This window comes from Sphingorhabdus sp., from assembly GCF_044354325.1.
Classification (GTDB): Bacteria; Pseudomonadota; Alphaproteobacteria; order Sphingomonadales; family Sphingomonadaceae; genus Sphingorhabdus_B.
The window spans coordinates 1-21,871 of record NZ_JBILAF010000023.1; the positions used below are offsets into that span (position 1 = coordinate 1).

A 21,871-nucleotide genomic window follows, 5' to 3' on the forward strand; every position below is an offset into this window, starting at 1 on the left:
CAGGCGGTACGGCGGCATTTATCGATGCAGAGCATGCGCTGGATCCGGGCTATGCGAAGAAATTGGGTGTCGATATTGATAACCTCATCGTGTCGCAGCCTGACACGGGTGAGCAAGCACTTGAGATTGCAGATACGCTGGTGCGGTCTAACGCAGTCGACATTTTGGTGATCGACTCGGTTGCTGCACTCGTGCCGCGCGCCGAAATTGAAGGTGAGATGGGCGACAGCCATGTGGGCTTGCAGGCTCGTTTGATGAGCCAGGCGCTTCGCAAAATTACAGGCTCGATCAGCCGTTCGAACTGCATGGTGATCTTCATCAACCAGATCCGCATGAAAATCGGTGTGATGTATGGTTCGCCCGAAACCACCACGGGCGGTAATGCGTTGAAATTCTATGCGTCGGTCCGTTTGGATATCCGTCGCACGGGTCAGATTAAGTCTGGTGAAGATATTGTGGGCAACACAACCCGCGTGAAGGTTGTGAAAAACAAGGTAGCTCCACCTTTCAAGCAAGTCGAATTCGACATCATGTATGGCGAAGGTATTTCCAAGACCGGCGAACTGTTGGATCTGGGCGTGAAGGCGGGACTTGTCGAAAAGTCCGGCAGCTGGTTCAGCTATGACTCGATCCGTATTGGGCAGGGTCGCGAGAATTCAAAAACCTATCTCACGGAAAATCCTGAAGTCGCGGCACGTTTGGAAGCCGCCATTCGGGGTAAGACCGAAGAAGTCGCTGAAGTCCTGATGACAGGGCCTGACGCGGAAGACGACGTTTAAGAAATATGCGAACAAGCGCGGCCTTGCCTGAGGCCGCTGCTTTCGACCCGTCCTGGTCCACCCCGGGGCGGGTCACTTTGTTTTGCCGCGCACAGATATATGAAGTGTCGCGCGCGCTGGCCGCTGACTTCTTGACAGGCAGGGTGACTACGGCACAACTGCGTCCATGACATTGCAGATTCACCTGATTGGCTTGCCCACAGATCAAAACAGTTCGTTCGAACGTGGCGCAGCGGCGGCACCGGCGGCAATTCGCCATGCGCTATTTAGCGACCGGGGTAACCTATCGACCGAGTGCGGCCTTGAAATAGGAACCGACATCGCGCTGATCGATCGCGGCGATGTCCCGCTTTTGGATGTTGATGCCGCGGCGGATGACGCGCTCATCGTCAAGGCTGTGGCTGACGCGATGGACGCGGGCGCTGTTCCTCTGCTGCTGGGTGGCGATCATTCGGTAACATATCCGGTGGTGGCGGCTCTGGCCGCGCGTCACGGACCGCTCAACATTCTGCATTTTGATGCGCACCCCGACATTTATGCCGATTTTGAAGGCAATCCGCGCAGCCATGCATCGCCATTTTCCCGCATATTGGAAGCCGGACATGCAAAGCGCATTGTTCAAGTCGGTATCCGGACGCTGAACCGCCACTGCCGTGAACAGGCGGAGCGTTATGGCGTTGAAATACTCCCTATGCTGAATTTCTCGCCCGAGCATGTTCCCGTTCTTGAAGGGCCGCTCTACATCAGTTTTGATCTCGATGGCCTTGACCCGTCGGAGGCGCCGGGTGTGGCACATCCGGAGCCGGGTGGCCTCACCGTGCGCGAAGTGCTTTCGATACTTGCCAAGCAAAATGCCGCAATCGTCGGCGCGGATGTCGTGGAACTTAATCCCCAACGCGACGTGAACGATGTTACGGCAATCGTCGGGGCCAAGCTGGTTCGGGAAATCGCCGCGCGTATCTATCAAAATCATTCAGGAGAATAACCATGACCATCACAGTGCACCATTTGAACAATTCGCGGTCGCAACGGATTTTGTGGCTCCTCGAAGAATTGAACGTGCCCTATGAAATTGTGCACCACCAACGCGATGCCGTGACCAATCTTGCGCCCGAGGCGCTTTTGAAAATACATCCTTTGGGTAAGTCCCCGATGATAGAAGACGCCGGCAATGTCGTTTTTGAATCAGGGGCTATCGTCGAATATTTGTGTGAGCGTCATAACGGCGCGCATTTGGTGCCGCCACGTGGGACAGACCAACATATCCGTTACCTTGAGTGGCTGCATTTTGCCGAAGGTTCAGCGATGACGCCGATTCTGCTCAACCTGTACACGGCCCGTCTGGGCGAAGCCGCCGCGCCGCTGCACCCGCGCATTCATGAGCAATTGGAAAGCCATTTTCAGTTCATGGAGGATGGCTTGAACGCCAGTGGATGGTTTGTGGGCGATACGATGAGCGGCGCCGACATCATGTTGAGCTTTCCAGCGGAGGCTGCCGTCAAAATGGGCCGTGCCGCCAACCGCCCGAACCTTACCAAATTTGTGGAAACAATCCACGCGCGGCCCGCATTTCAGCGCGCGCTCGAAAAGGGCGGACCTTATGCTTATGCCTGATGGAGCGGCAAAGTGCATATCCGGCTTGCAGGGCGGCGAGTCGTTCCCTAAGTCGCTTTCGTTATGACATCGACCAATGATATTCGCCGCGGGTTCCTTGATTATTTTGGTGCTGCTCAGCACGACATAGTCTCGTCCGCGCCACTCGTGCCGTACAATGACCCGACATTGATGTTCGTCAATGCCGGCATGGTGCCGTTTAAAAACGTATTTACGGGCTTGGAAAGCCGCGAAACGCCGCGTGCAGCTTCAAGCCAGAAATGCGTGCGTGCGGGCGGCAAGCATAATGATTTGGACAATGTCGGCTACACGGCACGCCACCACACTTTCTTTGAAATGCTCGGGAACTTCTCGTTCGGCGATTATTTCAAAGAGCAGGCAATTACCCATGCGTGGACATTGCTGACCAAGGAATGGGGGCTTGATCCATCGCGCCTCACGACCACGGTTTATCACACCGATGATGAGGCGTTCGACCTTTGGCGCAAGATTGCGGGCCTTCCCGAAGAGCGTATCATCCGTATCGCGACGAACGATAATTTCTGGTCGATGGGCGACACGGGACCATGCGGTCCGTGCAGCGAAATTTTTTATGACCATGGCGACCATATCTTTGGCGGCCCTCCCGGAAGCCCGGATGAAGATGGCGACCGTTTTGTCGAAATCTGGAACCTCGTGTTCATGCAGTTCGAGCGGCAGGATGACGGCACCGATGTGCCTTTGCCAAAGCCGTCGATTGATACCGGCATGGGTCTTGAGCGCATCGCCGCGGTCATGCAGGGCGTGCACGACAATTATGACACGGACACGTTCAAGGCGCTGATCAATGCGTCGGAAGAGCTGACCGGTACCAAGGCGCAGGGCGAGCAAATGGCCAGCCACCGCGTGATTGCCGACCATTTGCGCTCGACCAGCTTCCTATTGGCCGATGGTGTCATGCCGTCGAATGAAGGTCGCGGCTATGTTCTGCGCCGCATCATGCGCCGCGCCATGCGCCATGCGCACATCCTTGGCGCGAAAGAACCGTTGATGCACCGTTTGGTCGGCAGCCTCGCCGCGGAAATGGGCGCGGCCTATCCCGAATTGCTGCGCGCGCAACCGATGATTGAAGCGACGTTGAAGCAGGAAGAAACCCAGTTCCGCCGCACGCTGGACAAGGGCATCAAGCTGCTTGATGAAGCCACCACGGGCATGCAACCCGGCGATATCCTTGCCGGCGATACCGCGTTCAAGCTTTATGACACATATGGCTTTCCATATGACCTGACCGAAGACGCGTTGCGTGCGCAGGGCTTGGGCATTGATCAGGCCGGTTTTGAAACCGCGATGAACAATCAAAAGGCGATGGCACGTGCCGCATGGAAGGGTTCTGGCGCCAAAGCATCGGACGACGTCTGGTTCGACATCGCAGAACGCGTTGGTTCGACAGAGTTTACAGGATACGCCGCAAATGAAGGTGAGGGGCAAGTAGTCGCCCTCGTCAATGACGGCGTCGAAGTCCAGTCTGCGGCTGCAAACGACACCGTCACCGTCATCACCAACCAAACGCCATTTTACGGCGAAAGCGGCGGCCAGATGGGCGACGCGGGCGTTATTTCAAGCACCAACATGCGCGGTGAGGTCACCGATACGGCAAAGCCGCTTGGACGTTTGCATGCGCATCAGGTGACGATTGGGGTGGGCGAGATCAAGGTCGGCGACTTTGTTACCCTGAAGATCGATACAGCCCGCCGTGACTCCCTGCGCGCCAACCATAGCGCAACCCACTTGCTCCACGCATCCTTGCGTGAAAGACTGGGCAGCCATGTGACGCAAAAGGGCAGCCTCGTTGCCCCTGATCGTCTGCGTTTCGACTTCTCGCATAATCAGGCGGTGACGGCTGATGAAATTGCGATGATTGAAGCCGATGTGAACGCACAAATTCGCGGTAACCAGCCCGTAACCACGCGTTTGATGACCCCCGATGATGCGGTCGCTGCTGGCGCGCTTGCTTTGTTTGGCGAGAAATATGGCGAGGAAGTCCGGGTGCTGACGATGGGCAAGACCGAGGACACACATTATTCGCTCGAACTGTGCGGTGGCACGCATGTCAACGCATTGGGTGACATTGCGTTGTTTGCGATCATTTCTGAAGGCGCCGTCGCCAGCGGTATCCGCCGGATTGAGGCATTGACCGGAGAGGCCGCACGCCTCTGGCTCGTTGGCCGCGAAACACAGTTGAAGAATGTAGCCGCAATGCTGAAAACCGCGCCTGATGAAGTCGGCGCGCGTATTGAGACGTTGATGAGCGAACGCAAGCGGATGGAGAAAGAACTCTCCGAAGCCAAAACCGCGCTCGCATTGTCCGGTGGCAGTGGTCCCAAGGCTGAAGCCGAAACCATCGGTGATGTCACATTCATGGGTCAGGTCATCAATGGCATCGAGCCAAAGGCCCTGCGCGGTTTGGCCGATGACCAGATGAAGGCCATTGGCAGCGGCATCGTCGCCATCATTGCGGCGAACGAGAACAGCAATACCGTCGTTGTCGCCGTCTCACCCGCGCTCCACGCCACGCTGACCGCTCCAGACCTTGTTCGCGCCGCGACCGAGGCGATGGGCGCGCAAGGTGGCGGTGGACGTCCCGATATGGCACAAGGCGGCGGCCCAGCTGGCGCTGAGCTGGCGCAGGCGGCATTGGATGCCATCAGGGCAAAGATTGCGGGTTAAGACGTAAGTTTGAGCTTGGGGGCCTCGTCGAGGCCGCCAGCTTCTTTAATCTGCCGCCGGAATTCGTCGCGCTTTTCGTGGATCGATGCGATCACGGGGCCCATGGCCACGCCGAGGTCGACAAGCACTGCTTCCGATAGCTGAAGCGAGCTTTCCAGCGTTTCGGGAACGGCGTCGGTTGCCCCGGCCTGATACAGGCGTGCGGCATGGTCTGCATCGCGGGCGCGCGCGACGATGGTAATATCCGGCAACCACTGGCGGACGCGCTTGACGATATGTTCGGCCAGCACCGGTTGATCCATGGTCAGAATAATCGCCTTTGCGTGGCCAAGGCTCAACTTGTCCAATGTTTCGGGCCGTGAGATGTCGCCAAAGATAACTTTATACCCACCGCGCCGCGCCGCTGTGACCGCATCCACATTGGATTCAACCGCAACATAAGGCTGCCCATGCGTCGTGAGCATGTCGGCCACCAAATGACCGACCCGGCCAAAGCCGATAACGACCGTGCGCGGTTCTTGCGCCGGGTCTTGTTCATATATCTCGTCGTCGGTCTCGCGCAGTTCAATTCGGCGCGCCATGTCGTGGCCGATGCGCGCCAATATCGGCGTGATGGTCAACCCAATTGCCGTTGCGACTTGCCAGAAATTGATGGTTGCGGCGTCAATAATCTGCGCCGCGCCAGCTGCACCCAACACAATGAGTGTGGTTTCCGATGGGCTTCCCATCAGAACGCCTGTCTCGGTGGCGGTCCCCGTGCGTGCGCCGTTCAGCTTCAGCAGGCCTGCGGTAACCGCCGCCTTTATCAGAACGACGCTAGCAACGGCACCGACCAACGCTGCCCAATTGGCCGCGACAAAACGCAGATCGACTTGCATGCCGATGCTGATCAGAAACACACCCAGCGCCAGTCCCTTGAACGGCGCGGTCATCACGGCGACTTCGGTGTGATAGTCCGTCTCGGCGATTAACAAGCCGGCGATCATTGCACCAACAATGGGCGAAAGGCCAACCGCACCGGTCGCGAGACTTGCCACGATCACGACCAGCAGGCTGACCGACACAAATAGTTCCGGGCTTTTGGTCCGCGCGGCCTGCCCGAACAGGCGGGGCAGGAAGAAGCGGCCAAGTACAAGCATGCCGACGATCACCAATGTGCCCTGCCAGAGAACAGTAACCATGCCCTCCCACGAATCCGAACCCGCTTGTGGAGCCAGCGCCCCCAGGACGAAGATGATCGGGACGATCGCAAGATCTTCGAAAAGCAACATCCCAAGGGCCGATTTGCCAACGGCAGAATGCGTGCCCGATATCGGCAGCACCAGCGCAGTCGATGAAAGCGCCAGCGCAATGCCGATGCCAATAGCCGCCGTCAGGTTATAGCCAAATAGCAAAAGCCCCGCGGCAATGATGATTCCCGCACCGAACAATTGCGCCGCGCCCACGCCAAAAACCAGACGCCGCATCTTCCACAATCGCCGAAAGGACAGTTCAAGCCCTATCGTGAACAGCAATAAGATAATGCCATATTCGCCAATGGGTCCAATGGCCTCGGGATTGGTGATGGTGACCCATTCCAGCAATGGATAGCGTTCCACCAAAGTACCAAGGCCCATGGGGCCGACGAGTATCCCCACCAAGATGAAACCGATAATAGGCGTGATGCGAAAACGGGCAAACGCCGGGATGACGATGCCCGCCGCGCCCAGAATGACGAGCAGATCGCTTATGCTTTCGCTGTGTAGTTCACCTGCCATGTGCACCTTGTACGCCAATGCCGCATGAAAAGGGAAGGACAGGACAATAAAAAAGCGCGGAGGTCGCCCCCCGCGCTTTGTTGTAATTATGCGCTTGCTGTTACTGCCAGCTGCCCATTTTGATTTCGAGGTTGGCGCGCACTTGTTCAAAGAACTGCTCGGTCGTCATCCATGCCTGGTCTGGACCAATGAGGATCGCGAGATCCTTTGTCATATGGCCATCTTCAACGGTCTGGATGCACACTTCTTCAAGCGTTTCGGCAAAGCGGGTGACTTCAGGTGTTTCGTCAAACTTGCCACGGAATTTCAGACCGCCGGTCCATGCAAAAATCGACGCAATCGGGTTGGTCGATGTTGCTTTGCCCTGCTGATGCTGGCGGTAATGGCGCGTTACGGTACCATGAGCGGCTTCGGCTTCAACGGTCTTGCCATCTGGTGTCATCAGAATCGACGTCATCAATCCAAGCGATCCAAATCCTTGCGCGACTTGGTCGGACTGCACATCGCCATCATAGTTTTTGCACGCCCAGATGAACTTGCCCGACCACTTCAGCGCAGACGCGACCATGTCATCGATCAAGCGATGCTCGTACACAATACCGAGCGCTTTGAACTTTTCGGCAAATTCGGCTTCGTACACTTCTTGGAACAGGTCCTTAAAGCGGCCATCATAATATTTCAGGATGGTGTTCTTCGTCGACAGATACACTGGCCATTCGCGAGTCACGCCATAGTTCAGCGACGCGCGGGCAAAATCACGAATCGAGTCGTCGAGATTGTACATCGCAAGCGCAACGCCTGGTGACGGGTAACGGAACACTTCTTCGTCAATTTTTTGGCCATCGTCGCCGTCCCAAACGAGACGCAATGTGCCTGGGCCAGGAACGAGGAAATCGGTCGCGCGATACTGGTCACCAAATGCATGGCGGCCGATCACGATAGGGTCCGTCCAGCCCGGAATAAGGCGCGGTACATTTTCGATGACGATGGGTTCACGGAAAACAACGCCGCCCAAGATATTGCGGATGGTGCCGTTTGGCGACTTCCACATTTTCTGCAGGCCGAACTCTTCCACGCGTGCTTCATCTGGTGTGATGGTCGCGCATTTTACGCCGACACCGAATTCGCGAATTGCGTTTGCGGAATCAACAGTGACCTTGTCGTTGGTCTTGTCGCGATATTCCATGCCAAGGTCGTAATATTTCAGGTCAATATCGAGATATGGCAGGATGAGACGTTCCCTGATCCATTCCCAGATGATGCGAGTCATTTCGTCGCCATCGAGTTCGACAACCGGATTTTTGACCTTAATTTTTGCCATGTCAGAAAGCACTTTCCATTGGGGAGACTTGATATTTACCGGTGCCATAGCAAAGTCTGCCATATGTTCAACTGGCTACCGTAATTGTCGGCAATTGCCGTAAATGGCATCTAAGGTTGTCATATGCACCGTCATCCCCTAGCTAGAGCCCATGAGTAGACAAGAACTGACAAACCGGGGAACCGGGGTCGCGAAATGGTCGTTTCCACCTGTTCACCCCGAAGGCCGTAAATTCGGCCTGATCGCAGCTGGTATCACCCTGTTTTTTGCATTTATGGCATGGGAAACGCTCGCATGGCCCATGGGCGCAGTGACCATATGGACACTCGCTTTCTTTCGCGATCCAGTCCGGGCAACACCCATAGACGACCGCTTTGTGGTTTCGCCAGCAGATGGCCTTGTCACCTTGATTGAACAAGTTCTGCCACCGGCAGAATTGCGCGGACCAGACGGTCTGGGTGATCAGCCGATGACCCGGGTTTCCATCTTCATGAGCGTGTTTGACGTGCACATTAACCGGACGCCAATCCGCGGCACGATCAAACGCGTTGTGTACATCGCCGGTAAGTTTTTGAACGCTGACTTGGATAAAGCGAGCGAAGAAAACGAACGTCAGCACTTCCTTGTGGAACGCAGCGACGGCGTGCGTATTGGCTTTACGCAAATTGCTGGTCTTGTTGCCCGCCGTATTGTTGCCTTTGTGAAAGAAGGCGACAGCGTGGCCAATGGCCAACGTATCGGCCTTATCCGCTTTGGCAGCCGCGTGGATGTATATTTGCCGCACGGAACATCGTCGCGCGTCATTAAAGGGCAGCGTTGCGTTGCGGGCGAAACGGTTATCGCGGACTTGGGCGTTGACCAAGATTTGATTGCCGTCGCACACTAATGAAAGATTTTCCCTCCCGCCCCGGCATTCCGTTACGGGCGCTCGCACCAAATGCGATTACCGCGCTTGCCTTGTGCACTGGCCTCTCGGGGGCATGGTTTGCGATGCAGGGCCGCTGGGAAAATGCTGTCGCCGCGATGGTTATCGCAGGTGTGCTTGACGTCATGGATGGCCGCGTCGCCCGGATGTTGAAAGGCGAAAGCCGTTTTGGCGCGGAATTGGATTCGCTGTCCGACGTGATTGCTTTCGGCGCGACCCCGGCGTTGGTGATGTACATGTGGGTGCTGCAGGATATGCCGCGCTTCGGCTGGACCATCTCCGTATTCTTCGTATTGTGTGCTGCGCTGCGGCTTGCGCGTTTTAATGCGCGCATTGACACCGAAGACCAGCCACATAAATTGGCGGGATTTAACACCGGCGTCCCATCGCCGCCCGGTGCGGCTTTGGCCTTACTGCCGATGATGATTTGGTTCGAAACCGGTGCGGAATGGGTGCGTGACTATCGGTTTCTTGGGCCATGGTTGCTTGTCTGCGCCGTGTTGATGGTTTCCAACGTCGCCACCTACAGCTGGTCGTCGATCAAGGTTCGCCGCAGCCTGCGCTTTATGGCACTCGCGACTGTTGGTTTGTTTACCGCGACCTTGGTTGCTGCCCCTTGGGTTGCGATGATCGGGGCGACAATAGTTTACGGAGGGCTGCTGCCGTTTAGCGCCATAAGCTATGCGCGCGTAAAAAAGGCACGGCGGGCGCAAACCGAAGCCGCTTGACCTAAGTCTGCCATAGGCTATGTTCCGCATTCGTTCTATATTTGGAGTGCTGTGTTGGAGCCGTTAGTCGTCATCGTCATCGTTGTGCTTACTTTGCTGGTCGGGCTTGTGCTCGGCTGGTTTGCGGGCGGACGTGAAAGCCGGGCAGGGCAGGAGACCACCGTGCAACTGCGTTCCATGCTCGATCAGGTCGTGGTTGAGCGCGACAGTGCCAAGGACCGATTGGCGCGCCTTGAAACGAGCCTAGAAGAACGTGAGCGCGGCTTTGACGAACAAATCGCCGCGCTGGGTCAGGCAAAAGAAACCTTGTCGGCGCAGTTTGGCGAGATTGGCCAAAAACTGTTGGGCGAGGCGCAAGCGGCCTTTCTTCAACGCGCCGATGAACGTTTTCATCAGGCCGGTGAAAAGAATGAAGAGCGGTTGAAGCAGCTATTGGGGCCCGTTGGCGAAAAGCTGAAAGCCTATGAAGAGCAAGTTGGCAAAATTGAGAAAGACCGCACCGAAGCCTATGGCGATCTAAAGGGTTTGATCGGTGAAATGCGGCTTGGGCAGGAGCGTGTTTCCAACGTTGCCTCTGGCCTGATGAACTCATTGCGCAATGCGCCAAAGGCGCGGGGCCGCTGGGGCGAGCAGCAGTTGAAGAATGTTTTGGAAAGCTGCGGCTTATCTGAACATGTCGATTTTGATCTGGAAACCAGCATTGATGCGGGCGATGGCCTTCGCTTGCGGCCCGACGCGATCATTCATGTGCCCGGCGGGCGGACGTTGGTTATCGATGCCAAGGTGTCTTTGAACGATTACCAAGACGCATTTGCCTCCGTGGATGACGACGTCCGCGCCGTCGCCATGACGCGGCATACACAGTCGATGAAGAACCATATCGATGGCCTTTCGCGCAAAGCCTATTGGGACCAGTTTGAGGACGCGCCCGATTATGTGATTATGTTTGTCCCGGGCGAACATTTTCTGGCGGCTGCGCTTGAGCATGAACCGCAATTGTGGGACTTTGCCTTTGATAAGAAGGTGTTGCTGGCGACGCCGACCAATCTGGTTGCGATTGCGCGGACGGTTGCCAGCGTGTGGCGGCAAGAGGGCCTTGCGCGCGAAGCCAAGCAGATTGGTGCGCTTGGTAAGGAAATGTACGACCGCATTGCCGTTGCCGCGCAGCATCTGAAATCAGTGGGCAGTGGCCTGTCCTCGGCGGTGAATAATTACAATAAGTTCGTGGGCAGTTTTGAACGCAACGTCATGTCGACGGGTCGGAAATTTGCCGATCTCAATATTGAAACCGGCAAGCGCGAATTGGAAGATATCCCGTCGGTTGAGGCGCTGCCGCGTTACGGTGATGACGAAGTGAAAGCGCAAATTGCCGACGGACGCGAAGCGGCGGAGTGATAGCTCCGGCGAACGTCAGTCGCGCGCTGGACGGCGAAACTGGTTCAGCACTTCATACGCCATGACCGCTGTGGCGACCGCGGCGTTTAAGCTGTCGGCTTTGCCCTGCATCGGCATTTTGACGAGCAGGTCGCATTGACCTTCATAATCGTCGGGCAGACCCTGCGCTTCGTTGCCCGTCAGGATGAAACATGGGCTGGTGTAGTGCGCAGCCTGATAATCCGTATCGGTTTGCAGGCTCGTCCCGACCAGCTGACCATCGCCCGCGCGCAACCAGGTCATAAACTCGTCCCATCGACACTGAACAATTTTTTGCGTGAAAATAGCGCCCATGCTTGCGCGGACCGACTCAACCGAAAACGGGTCGGTGCAGTCATCAATGAGGATAAGCCCGCCAGCGCCGACAGCATCGCCGGTCCGCAACATTGTCCCCAAATTGCCCGGGTCGCGCATCGCTTGCGCCACGAGCCAGATCGGCGCGGTCGCGCGCTCGATATCGGCCAGCGCGGTGCCATGGTCACGATAGACACCGACGACCGCTTGTGCGTTATCTTTACCGGACAATTTTGCCATGATTTCGGCGCTGGTTTCAATGACGTCCCCGCCGTTGCGTAGCACCTCGTCCTCAAGCGCGATTTCCAGCGCGTGGACCTGCCGGTCTTTGACCCGAAATAACATTTCGGGGAGAAAACCAGCTTCGCGGGCTTCCGTCATAATGCGGAGGCCTTCGGCGAGAAAAAGCCCGGCGCGTTTCCGCAATTTCTTTTCCCGCAGTCCGCGGATTTCCTTCAGAAGGGGATTGGAAAATCCGGTAATCTCACGGCGCATCAGTCTTCGCCAAAGCCGTCAACAACCAGCCCGATGAGCTTTTCAATCGCGGGCTCTGCCTGGTCCCCTTCGACGTGAATGGTAATTTCACTGCCCTTTGCCGCGCCGAGCATCATCAGACCCATGATGGATGTGCCCGTGGCGATCTGCCCGTCCTTTTCAACTTCAACCTTAATGCCTTCGGGCAACCGGCTGACAAAGGTGACAAATTTTGCACTGGCGCGGGCGTGCAGCCCTTTCACATTCACGATTGTTGCAGACCGGCTGATGCGGGTCATTTCGATGCCTCAAGCACTTCGGACGCTACGCTGATATATTTTCTGCCTGCTTCACGCGCAGCGGCGACAGCCTCTTTCACATCCAGGTTTTTGCGGGCGCTATCGAGGCGGATCAGCATGGGCAGGTTTACGCCGGCGATGACTTCGACCCGACCGGTCTCCAGCAGCGAGATAGCCAGATTGGAGGGCGTTCCGCCAAAAAGATCAGACAGGATTATCGCGCCTTTTCCTGAATCAACCTGCTTAATGGCCGCGGCTATTTCATTGCGGCGGGCCTCCATATCATCATGCGGACCAATGCAAATGGTGGCAATGTCTTTTTGGGGGCCAACAACATGCTCGAGCGCGACGAGAAACTCGGCGGCAAGCTTGCCATGTGTGACTAAAATCAAACCGATCATGTGATGTCGTTACCCTGTGGTGCGCTATTCTTATTTGCGCCGTTAGCAGGCTCTTCAATTGCGTCAATCGGTCTTGAGGTCAGGTTGCGATGGTTAACCGTTGGCGCAAAGCCATCTTCACGTAACCAACGCCCAAATTGTTCGGCAACATGCACGGACCTGTGACGCCCGCCGGTGCAGCCAAAGGCTATGTTTACATAGGCCTTACCTTGCGCGTCATAGAGCGGCAAAAGATAGCGGAGCAGGTCGCGTATCTTTTCCATCGCCGCGTCATAGGCCGGGTCAGCTTCGACATAATGCGATACACCTTCATCCAAGCCCGTAAGCGGCCGAAGTATATTGTCCCAATGCGGATTGCGCAGGAAACGCAGGTCAAAAACCAGATCGGCATTGTGGGGAATGCCGCGTGAATAGCCAAAGCTGGTTATGGTAATAACGGAATGTGGCGATGCTTCGTTGTTGAACTGCTCGCGGATTGCCTGTTGCAGGTCATGTGCAGACAGCTTGCTGGTATCGATGACCGTTTCCGCCCAGCGCCGAAATGGCTCCATCAACGTGCGTTCAATCGCGATGCCGTCCATGGAAGGGCGGTCCGGCGCCGCGGGGTGACGGCGACGCGTTTCTGCATAACGGCGTTCAATTTCAACACCTGCGCAGTCAAGAAACAGCGTCCTGATGGTCAGGTTGGGCTGGGTCTGCAGCTGTTTGATCTGCTGAATAAGCGTTTCGGCGTCAAAGCCCCGCGTTCGGCTGTCAAAGCCAAGGGCTATCGGGATATCTGGGCTCGCCTGACGACCGGTAACGGGTATTTCAAGTAACTGGCCGGCAAGGCGGATCGGAAAATTGTCGACCGCCTCCCAACCTAAATCTTCAAGCGCTTTAAGAACGGTGGTTTTGCCTGCGCCAGAAACGCCCGTCACAATCAATATTGTTTGGGGGGTAGAGGCTGTTTCGGCGTTCACGATGGCAAGCTTTCTTTTACAACATTAGCGGACACAAATTCGGGCCGGACGCCACTATCGAGAACTGCCCGCAACGCATATTCGACCTTGATTGCGCTGCTTTGTTCAAATGGATTTAGCTTGGACACGGGAACGACGTAATCACCAATGGTGGTGTGCGCAATGTCTTCAGGTAATCTGTCTGGTGCATCCACGAACTCTATTACGAGGCGAAGCGGCGCAGACGCTATGAAATCGACGTTAGAGATGCCGACGCCGCGCACTTCGATTTTTCCTGCGATATTGGGAGCGACAATGAGTATCGGTGCGTTTTCAAGGGTTTCCAGAAAGACGACATCATCGCTGATCAAAATTGCGCCGCGATCAATCAGCCGGAGCGCGAGATCGGATTTGCCGCTACCCGATTCGCCCATAATCAGCACAGCATGGCCACCGATCGATATCGCGGTGCCATGTATCATCTGTGGCATTAGCGGGTCGCCACGGCTGCGCAGGGAAGGGCGATTTCAAAACAGGCTCCGCCTTTACCATCCACGCGGTCGCGCACATTGATGCGGCCATGGTGGCCTTCAACAATTGTGCGCGCGATGGCCAAACCCAGCCCGCTATGTTTGCCGAAATTCTCCGTTGGCGGACGTTCACTATGGAACCGGCGGAAGATGGCTTCTCGTTCCTGCGGAGGAACGCCGGGGCCTTCGTCGCTGATGCGAATAATTACTTCTTCGTCGGCCAGCGTAGCTGATATTTCCACGACTGCGCCCGGTGGGGAAAAGGACACCGCATTGTCGATGAGATTGGTAAGCATGCGTTCCAGGCGCACATCTTCCCCCATGACCGTGGCGATTGTCCGCCGTGGCCGTGCGAAGGCGATGTTTACATCCTTGTCACTGCCACGGTCTTCGCGCGCCTGAAGCAATTGTTCAATCATATCGCCCAAGTCGATAGGTTCGAACTTTGCCTTTGCCAGTTGGGAATCCACGCGGCTGGCGTCTGAAATATCGCTGATCAAACGGTCCATGCGCTGCACATCGGCTTTTGCGACATCCATAAGCTGTTTGCGCAGGGCAGGGTCTTCAATGCGCTCTGCACCGTCCAGTGCCGACCGCAAGGAAGCCAGCGGGTTTTTAATCTCATGCGCGACATCCGCCGCAAATGCTTCGGTCGCGTCAATGCGTTGCCGAAGGGCAATGCTCATGTCGGACAGTGCGCGTGCAAGCATGCCGATTTCATCACGGCGTGAGGGCAGGCGCGGAACGGTGACTTCCTGAGCGCGGCCAAGCCGTACCTTGACCGCCGCGCGCGACAGATGCCTAAGCGGACGCACAATGGTTCGAGCAAGAAACACCGATAGCAATATGCCAATGGCAAGCGCGATGATAAAAAACATCCCGACATTGAACCGCTCAGCCCGGACAAATAGGCGAATATCACGTTCATTGGATGTTGTCAGAACCGCAAAGCGGCCATCGCGCGACCGTGAACCGGCGCTGATCACATGGGTGAGGTCAGGGGCAAAAGCGACCGCAGACGCGGCGTCCGCTGGCTTAGGCTTTATTACCTGTTGCCAAGCATCGGCCGTATCCACGCGCGGTTCGGCAAATGGTTGCAGCACGGCGGCACCCACCAAAAAATCGAACATCTTATCAATGCCGCGCGCGATGACTTTTGGTATCGGTTCCTTGTCAGGATCGCGGAAGACATATGTCGGCGGACGACCGGCAAAACTATCAAGGATCTTTTCGCCATTTTGCGCATAGACCCGAATCCGCGATTGATGCTCTTGGCCAAATTCATAGATATACGCGGCGCGCTTGTCGGGTGCGACCAAAGACAGGCTTTCGGCAAGGACCGTTGCCTGACGCCGTGCAGCATCTTCGCGTTCCGCAATCAGGCGTACGCGGTAGCTGTCGAGGAAAAACAGCCCTGCGCCCAGCAGCGCCAAAACAAATAGATTTACAGCAAGGATGCGGGCGGTGAGCGAAAGCCCCCGGCTCCATCCCAGCTGAAGATCAGTGGGTTCAGCTGTCTGCAAAGCGATATCCTGCGCCGTAAAGCGTATCTATGGCCGCAAACTCGGCATCGACTTCACGAAACTTGCGCCGCAGCCGCTTGATGTGGCTGTCGATGGTGCGGTCGTCGACATACACGTCATCCTGATATGCGGCGTCCATGAGCTGGTCACGTGTGCGCACAACGCCCGGCCGATTGGCGAGCGCTTCCAATATCATAAACTCGGTCACCGTTAGCGTAAGCGGCTTTCCGTCCCATTTTACATGGTGCCGCGCGGGATCCATTTGCAGCTTTCCGCGCACCATTGGCTCAAGCTCTGGTTCAGCGTCGCCGCTGCTGACACCGCGATCATACGTCGCACGGCGCAATATGGCCTTTACGCGGGCCACCAACAGCCGCTGGGAAAAAGGTTTGGTGATATAATCGTCGGCACCCATGGCAAGGCCAAGTGCTTCATCCAGCTCTTCATCTTTCGATGTCAGAAAGATGACCGGTATATCGCTTTTTTCGCGCAACCGCCGAAGCAATTCGAGGCCATCCATGCGCGGCATTTTGATGTCGAAAATGCCAAGGTCTGCAGGATTTTCGAGCATGGCCTTCAACGCGGTTTCGCCGTCCGAATATATCCGGGTAACATAGCCCTCCGCTTGCATGGCAATGGACACAGACGTCAGGATGTTTCGGTCGTCGTCGACCAAGGCGATGGTTGCACTCATAGGCCAACTATAGGGGCGCAATGGCTTCGGTTCAATCACTTGCTCTCTTGGTGCCAATGTGACGGGTTATTGAGGCTCTTTTGCCACTAAACAATGAACCACATTTGACCTCGTTGCCTCCATCGTATACCGGCTCCAGCGGAACAGTACATACGTATGCCCTAGATTCGCAACTTTTGCCGGAGTAGCCAATGTCGACACCTTTAAATATCTCGCTTTCGCAACAAGGTTTTGACACAAAGGCGCAGCTGCATTGCAACCTCGGCACAGCGCCTTTGGTGGAAGCCGCGCTGGCGAATGATGAAGGCATTTTGGCCAAAAACGGTCCGCTCGTGGTAAAAACGGGTGCGCACACAGGGCGCTCTGCCAAAGACAAGTTTATCGTGCGCGACGCCGAAACCGAAAACAGCATTTGGTGGGGTAAAACCAACGTCCCGATGGACCCTGCGCATTTTGCTGCGCTGAAAGAAGATTTCATTGCCGCGCTTGGTGGCAAGGACAAATTGTACGTCGCGGACCTGTTCGGTGGTTCGCAGCCAGAGCACCGCGTCAATGTACGCGTAATTAACGAATTTGCATGGCACAATCTATTCATCCGCACCTTGCTGGTGCGCCCGACGCAGGAAGAGCTGACCAGCTTTGTACCGGAATACACCATTATCGATTTGCCAAGCTTCCGCGCGGTCCCTGCGCGTCATGGTTGCCGCAGCGAGACTGTTATCGCTGTGAACTTCACCGAAAAGCTCATTCTGATCGGTGGCACTGCTTATGCGGGCGAAATGAAGAAGTCGGTTTTCGGCATCCTCAATTACCTGTTGCCGGTGAAGGGCGTGATGCCAATGCATTGCTCCGCCAATATCGGCGCGGATGGCGACACTGCGGTATTCTTTGGCCTGTCAGGCACCGGCAAGACGACTTTGTCTGCAGATGCTAGTCGCACACTGATCGGCGACGATGAACATGGTTGGTCCGACACTGCGGTGTTTAACTTTGAAGGCGGTTGCTACGCAAAAATGATCCGCCTCTCGGAAGAAGCCGAGCCGGAAATCTTTGCCACGACAAAGCGTTTCGGAACGGTGCTTGAAAATGTCGTCATCGACCCAGAAACACGTGAATTGGATTTCGACGACAATAGCCTCGCGGAAAACAGCCGTGGATCGTATCCGATTGAGTTCATTCCGAACACATCTGAAAAGAATATGGGGCCAGTTCCCAAGACGATCATCTTCCTGACCGCCGACGCTTATGGCGTTTTGCCGCCTATTGCGCGCCTCACGCCGGATCAGGCCATGTACCACTTCCTGTCGGGTTACACCGCACGCGTCGCTGGGACAGAAATCGGCGTGACCGAGCCCGAGGCGACATTCTCCACCTGCTTTGGCGCGCCATTCATGCCGCGTCACCCAAGCATTTATGGCAATTTGCTGAAAGAGCGGATCGCCAAGGGTGCGGTACAATGTTGGTTGGTCAACACCGGCTGGACGGGCGGCAAAGCAACGATGCCCGGCATCAGCCGTATGCCAATTAAGGCAACACGGGCCTTGCTCAACGCTGCGCTGGACGGAAGCCTGAATAATGCAGAATTCCGTAAGGACCAGAATTTTGGTTTTGAATTCCCGGTCGCCGTTCCAGGTGTCGACAGCGGCATCCTCGATCCGCGCGAAGCTTGGGTAGACAAGGCAGAATATGATGTGACGGCCCGCGGACTTGCTCAGCAGTTCATCGACAACTTCGCGCAATTTGCCGATCATGTTGACGAAGGTGTAAGGCAGTCGGCACCAAAGGTCGCTTAACCCGTCCGGACATTATCGGACAACGCAGAAGGTCCGATAATGTCTGAATATTCCATTCGCCTGTTTGAAGATGACGCCGCGATCATCGCGATCGGCGAAGGCTTGCTTGCGCGTAGCTTACCGCGCGCGGATTGGACGCACGAGGCGCATCTGGCGGCATGTACCTGGCTGGTGCGTGATCGGCCGGATATCGCGATTGAGCGTGATCTGCCCGCCATCATTTCGGCCTATAACGAAGCCGTGGGCGGCGTTAATGACGATACCCAAGGCTATCACGACACGATTACGCAGGTGTATATTGCGGGCGTGAAGGCACATCTGGCAGAGGTTGGGATGCAGCTGCCGTTGCACGAGGCCGTGAACGCGCTGCTGCTTTCCCACCGGGGACGCCGGGACCTGCCGCTCCAATTTTATTCGAAGGAGCGGCTGTTTTCGGTGCACGCGCGGCGGGGATTTATCGAACCCGACCGCGAGAGCCTTGAACTCATTTAAAGAGCGTAGTGCTGAGAAAAAACGGACCGATTGCGTCCTTCGATTAGTCGAGGCCGCCTTCAACCAACAACACCGCGCCGTCAGCGCCTGTGACGCGCACGCGGGATCCTATGGCGGCATCGACGCCGCGGGCGGACCAGACGCTGTCGCCGACCTTAACGCGGCCATTGCCGTTTGTGATGGCCTCAACCACGGTCACGATTTCACCCGTTAGCCGCGCGCCGCGGTCATTCAACTTTGCGTCTTCGGTTTCGATGGGGTTTTCCCGCAGGAACTTTTTGCCGGCAAAAACCGTCAACACCGACAATATGGCAAACATTGCGACTTGATAGGCGACGGTGATGGGAAGGAAGTAATCCAACCCACCGACAATGAGCGCGGCAAGGCCAAGCCACATCAAGAAGAATCCGGGCGCAACCATTTCGGCAACGCCGAGCACCAGCCCCAGCGAGAGCCAGAACCAGTGGGTTGAAATTGTGTCGAGCCATTCTGCCATGTCTTACTCCGTAATCTCGATGTCTAAACTGCAGATCTTACCGTAGCCCTGAGCCGTCAGTGCGTCCGCGCTAACGAAAGTCGAAGGGCGCGTGCCGGTGGAGCGCAGCGTCTGTCTTACAGGCGTCCTTCGACGGGCACAATCGCCTTGCGATTGTTGCTCAGGACGACGGGTTTGTCTCCGCCCCACAGGCTTCACTTTTCTTTTGTTGCAAGAGCTTCCTTGGCCAGCTCTCCAATTCCGCCCAGCGTCCCAATCAACTGTGTGGCTTCTACAGGAAACAAAATGGTCTTTGCATTGGGTGATGTTGCGAACTGGCTGATGGCTTCAGTATATTTCTGCGCAATGAAGTAATTCAGCGCCTGCGTGCCCGATGTCGCGATGGAATCGGAAACCATGACTGTTGCCTTCGCCTTCGCCTTCGCCTCTGCCTCTGCTTCGCGTTCGCGGGCTTCGGCGTCACGGAACGCCGCTTCCTTGCGGCCTTCGGCCTGAAGGATGGCGCCTTGCTTTTCGCCTTCAGCGCGCAGGATTTCTGCGGCGCGCATGCCCTCTGCTTCCAGGATTTGCGCACGCTTTTCACGCTCGGCCTTCATCTGCCGCGCCATTGCGTTGGAGATATCAGCCGGCGGGCGAATATCTTTCACCTCGACGCGGGTGATTTTGACACCCCATGGGCTGGTTGCGTGGTCCACCACCGACAGCAGACGTCCATTGATATCGTCGCGCTTTGACAAGGTTTCATCAAGGTCCATGCTGCCCATCACGGTGCGCAGGTTGGTTGTCGTGATCTGCATGATTGCGACATATAAGTCGGACAATTCATATGCGGCTTTGGCTGCGTCGAGCACTTGGAAGAACACCACGGCGTCAACGCCGACCATGGCGTTGTCCTTGGTGATGATCTCTTGCCCTGGAATGTCGAGAACTTGTTCCATGACGTTTACCTGGCGGCCCACGCGATCAAAGAACGGGATGATGACGGTCAGGCCGGATTGAGCGGAATAGGTATAACGCCCGAACCGTTCAATTGTGAAAACAAAGCCTTGCTGCACAACGGTCACGCCCATCATCACAAAAATGATGACGATCAGCGCCAGTAAACCGAAAAAATATTCCATAGAACGCTCTCCCTTTTAAGAGTGAGCTGTAATCCTGTGGGTTTAACAAATAGTTTCATGAAAACGATCGAGGGGGTTTACCATTTCATCGCGTTTACGCAGGGAGCATGCGCAGGCCGACAATGTGGGAGCGAACATGGATATCTTGCAGCAACTGAAATTTACGCGGTCGGCGCTTTATGTGCCGGGGTCCAATGCACGGGCGCTGGAAAAGGCGCGGTCGCTTGATGCAGATATGCTGATCATCGATTTGGAGGATGCCGTCCCGCATGAGTCAAAGGCGGATGCGCGTGCGGCAGCGGTGCAATATGCCGCAGACGGCGTCACAGGCAAAATAATTGCCATACGGGCAAACGGCGCGGACAGCGTATATCATGCCGACGACATCGCCGCTTTGGCGCAAAGCCGCGCGAACTTTATTGTTGTACCTAAGGTCGAAGACCCAGACGACATACCCGATGCTGGCAAGCCCATATTGGCGATGATCGAAACGCCAAAGGGATTATATGCCGCGCGCGAGATTGCGGCGCACCCCATGGTTGCGGGATTGATTGCGGGCACAAATGACATTGCGGCGGAAACCGGCATTCGGCCCGGTCCATTGCGCGAGGGGTTGGAGCTGGCGCTGCAGACAATCGTGCTCGCGGCATCTGTATCGGGCAAGCCGCGTTTTGACGGCGTGTGCAACCGGCTGGACGACATGGGCGGCTTCGATGTCGAATGCCGCCAAGGCGCAACTTATGGTTTCACGGGCAAAACGCTCATTCACCCCAATCAGGTTGCTATCGCCAATCAGGCCTTTGGCGCGGATGCCGCTGCGGTGGCTGAGGCGGAGGAATTAATTGCGGCGAGCCGAGGGGGCGCGCAGCGATTTAAGGGTCGCATGATTGAATCGATGCATGTAGATGAAGCGAAATTAACGATAGAGCGTTCCCGACATAGGACGGGTGCCGCCCCTTCGTAGTTCGGAGCGATCATTTATGCGTCTTGCCCATTTTGCAGTCTTTGTCAGCCTTGCAGCAATGTCCGCGGGTTCGGTGCACGCCAAAGCGGTGAGCGAAGCGGACCTGCGCGCACATATCGAAATTTTGGCGAGCGATGCGTTTGAAGGCCGTAAACCCGGCACGGAGGGCGAGGCAAAAACGGTTCAGTATATTGCGCAGCAATGGGCGACATCAGGTTTAAAGCCCGCGGCGACCGACGGCGGTTGGTTTGATGCCGTTCCTTTGATCCAGCGCGGACAGGGCAGTGCGGAATATACATTTACGGCCAAGGATCGCAAACTGCGCATCGCGTCTCAAGAAATCATCCTGATTGGTAAGCAGGTCGATTATGCGCGCAATGATTTGCCGCTTATCTTTACCGGTGCAGGCGTCAAGGCAGATGGTTCGGTTGCGGCAGATGTTGCGGGAAAAGCTGCCCTTGTGCTGTTTGATGCGGAAAATGTACCAAACAATATGAAGTCACCCCGCGCGCGGCGCGAAGCGCTTATCGCTGCGGGGGCGGAGGCCGTAATCTTCATCGGCGACGGGCAGGGGAGTTGGCCATC

Annotated in this window: 21 protein-coding genes and 1 pseudogene; 11 read left to right on the forward strand and 11 right to left on the reverse strand. The window is 56.2% G+C overall.

Going from position 1 to position 21,871, the window contains the following annotated elements:
- From recA to alaS, 4 genes are all read left to right on the forward strand, one after another.
- Positions 1–779, forward strand: a 779-nt coding sequence (gene recA, locus ACIQ0G_RS03690) for a recombinase RecA (protein ID WP_397576743.1), incomplete at its 5' end; no start/stop codon positions are given.
- A gap of 166 nt (positions 780–945) precedes the next feature.
- Positions 946–1,764, forward strand: a complete 819-nt coding sequence (gene speB / locus ACIQ0G_RS03695; protein ID WP_397576744.1) for an agmatinase — start codon at positions 946–948, stop codon at positions 1,762–1,764.
- 2 nt (positions 1,765–1,766) lie between these two features.
- Complete coding sequence (locus ACIQ0G_RS03700; RefSeq protein ID WP_397576745.1) at positions 1,767–2,393, forward strand: glutathione S-transferase family protein; 627 nt, start codon at positions 1,767–1,769, stop codon at positions 2,391–2,393.
- A 63-nt stretch (positions 2,394–2,456) separates the two neighbouring features.
- Positions 2,457–5,099, forward strand: a complete 2,643-nt coding sequence (gene alaS / locus ACIQ0G_RS03705; RefSeq protein WP_397576746.1) for an alanine--tRNA ligase — start codon at positions 2,457–2,459, stop codon at positions 5,097–5,099.
- Here alaS and ACIQ0G_RS03710 read toward each other — a convergent pair.
- Positions 5,096–6,856 (reverse strand): cation:proton antiporter, encoded by a 1,761-nt coding sequence (locus ACIQ0G_RS03710; RefSeq protein WP_397576747.1) that lies wholly within the window; start codon positions 6,854–6,856, stop codon positions 5,096–5,098. The genes alaS and ACIQ0G_RS03710 overlap by 4 nt on opposite strands.
- A 100-nt stretch (positions 6,857–6,956) precedes the next feature.
- Positions 6,957–8,177, reverse strand: a complete 1,221-nt coding sequence (locus ACIQ0G_RS03715; RefSeq protein ID WP_333568906.1) for an NADP-dependent isocitrate dehydrogenase — start codon at positions 8,175–8,177, stop codon at positions 6,957–6,959.
- A 151-nt stretch (positions 8,178–8,328) separates the two neighbouring features.
- Here ACIQ0G_RS03715 and ACIQ0G_RS03720 point away from each other — a divergent pair, with 151 nt between their 5' ends.
- Genes ACIQ0G_RS03720 through ACIQ0G_RS03730 form a run of 3 tightly spaced genes read left to right on the forward strand, consistent with a single transcriptional unit; the run spans position 8,329 to position 11,225 of the window.
- Positions 8,329–9,063: a phosphatidylserine decarboxylase gene (locus tag ACIQ0G_RS03720; RefSeq protein WP_333568852.1), complete on the forward strand. Its 735-nt coding sequence runs from the start codon at positions 8,329–8,331 to the stop codon at positions 9,061–9,063.
- Entirely contained in the window at positions 9,063–9,830 is a 768-nt protein-coding gene (locus ACIQ0G_RS03725) for a CDP-alcohol phosphatidyltransferase family protein (protein WP_397576748.1), read from the forward strand. Before ACIQ0G_RS03720 ends, ACIQ0G_RS03725 begins: the two co-directional genes overlap by 1 nt.
- A 51-nt stretch (positions 9,831–9,881) precedes the next feature.
- On the forward strand, positions 9,882–11,225 hold the full coding sequence (locus ACIQ0G_RS03730) for a DNA recombination protein RmuC (protein WP_397576749.1): 1,344 nt from the start codon (positions 9,882–9,884) through the stop codon (positions 11,223–11,225).
- Positions 11,226–11,240: 15 nt separating this feature from the next.
- On the opposite strand, the gene ACIQ0G_RS03735 is transcribed toward ACIQ0G_RS03730, so the two are convergent.
- The 7 genes from ACIQ0G_RS03735 to ACIQ0G_RS03765 are packed head-to-tail and all read right to left on the reverse strand — an operon-like array spanning position 11,241 to position 16,420.
- On the reverse strand, positions 11,241–12,053 hold the full coding sequence (locus tag ACIQ0G_RS03735; protein ID WP_397576750.1) for a TrmH family RNA methyltransferase: 813 nt from the start codon (positions 12,051–12,053) through the stop codon (positions 11,241–11,243).
- Positions 12,053–12,331, reverse strand: a complete 279-nt coding sequence (locus ACIQ0G_RS03740; RefSeq protein WP_397576751.1) for an HPr family phosphocarrier protein — start codon at positions 12,329–12,331, stop codon at positions 12,053–12,055. Before ACIQ0G_RS03740 ends, ACIQ0G_RS03735 begins: the two co-directional genes overlap by 1 nt.
- Positions 12,328–12,732, reverse strand: coding sequence for a PTS sugar transporter subunit IIA (locus ACIQ0G_RS03745; RefSeq protein ID WP_333568857.1), 405 nt, complete (start codon positions 12,730–12,732; stop codon positions 12,328–12,330). Before ACIQ0G_RS03745 ends, ACIQ0G_RS03740 begins: the two co-directional genes overlap by 4 nt.
- Positions 12,729–13,694, reverse strand: a complete 966-nt coding sequence (gene rapZ / locus ACIQ0G_RS03750; RefSeq protein ID WP_397576752.1) for an RNase adapter RapZ — start codon at positions 13,692–13,694, stop codon at positions 12,729–12,731. Before rapZ ends, ACIQ0G_RS03745 begins: the two co-directional genes overlap by 4 nt.
- A complete protein-coding gene (locus ACIQ0G_RS03755; RefSeq protein WP_397576753.1) occupies positions 13,691–14,164 on the reverse strand; it encodes an HPr kinase/phosphorylase in 474 nt (157 codons plus the stop codon). The genes rapZ and ACIQ0G_RS03755 overlap by 4 nt, the downstream gene beginning before the upstream one ends.
- Complete coding sequence (locus ACIQ0G_RS03760; protein WP_397576754.1) at positions 14,164–15,726, reverse strand: ATP-binding protein; 1,563 nt, start codon at positions 15,724–15,726, stop codon at positions 14,164–14,166. Before ACIQ0G_RS03760 ends, ACIQ0G_RS03755 begins: the two co-directional genes overlap by 1 nt.
- On the reverse strand, positions 15,713–16,420 hold the full coding sequence (locus ACIQ0G_RS03765) for a response regulator transcription factor (protein ID WP_397576755.1): 708 nt from the start codon (positions 16,418–16,420) through the stop codon (positions 15,713–15,715). The genes ACIQ0G_RS03760 and ACIQ0G_RS03765 overlap by 14 nt, the downstream gene beginning before the upstream one ends.
- A gap of 191 nt (positions 16,421–16,611) precedes the next feature.
- Here ACIQ0G_RS03765 and ACIQ0G_RS03770 point away from each other — a divergent pair, with 191 nt between their 5' ends.
- Positions 16,612–18,213 (forward strand): phosphoenolpyruvate carboxykinase, encoded by a 1,602-nt coding sequence (locus ACIQ0G_RS03770; protein ID WP_397576756.1) that lies wholly within the window; start codon positions 16,612–16,614, stop codon positions 18,211–18,213.
- A gap of 39 nt (positions 18,214–18,252) precedes the next feature.
- A complete protein-coding gene (locus ACIQ0G_RS03775) occupies positions 18,253–18,705 on the forward strand; it encodes a hypothetical protein (RefSeq protein ID WP_397576757.1) in 453 nt (150 codons plus the stop codon).
- A 43-nt stretch (positions 18,706–18,748) separates the two neighbouring features.
- On the opposite strand, the gene ACIQ0G_RS03780 is transcribed toward ACIQ0G_RS03775, so the two are convergent.
- A complete protein-coding gene (locus ACIQ0G_RS03780; protein ID WP_397576758.1) occupies positions 18,749–19,201 on the reverse strand; it encodes an NfeD family protein in 453 nt (150 codons plus the stop codon).
- A gap of 194 nt (positions 19,202–19,395) precedes the next feature.
- The gene (locus tag ACIQ0G_RS03785) at positions 19,396–20,322 is read right to left on the reverse strand and encodes an SPFH domain-containing protein (protein WP_397576759.1); all 927 of its coding nucleotides are present in this window, start codon (positions 20,320–20,322) and stop codon (positions 19,396–19,398) included.
- A 136-nt stretch (positions 20,323–20,458) separates the two neighbouring features.
- Between ACIQ0G_RS03785 and ACIQ0G_RS03790 the strand changes: the two genes are divergently transcribed.
- Complete coding sequence (locus ACIQ0G_RS03790) at positions 20,459–21,286, forward strand: HpcH/HpaI aldolase/citrate lyase family protein (RefSeq protein WP_397576760.1); 828 nt, start codon at positions 20,459–20,461, stop codon at positions 21,284–21,286.
- Between the two features lie 16 nt (positions 21,287–21,302).
- Positions 21,303–21,871 (forward strand): annotated as a pseudogene (locus ACIQ0G_RS03795) (peptidase M28); the annotation flags it as partial.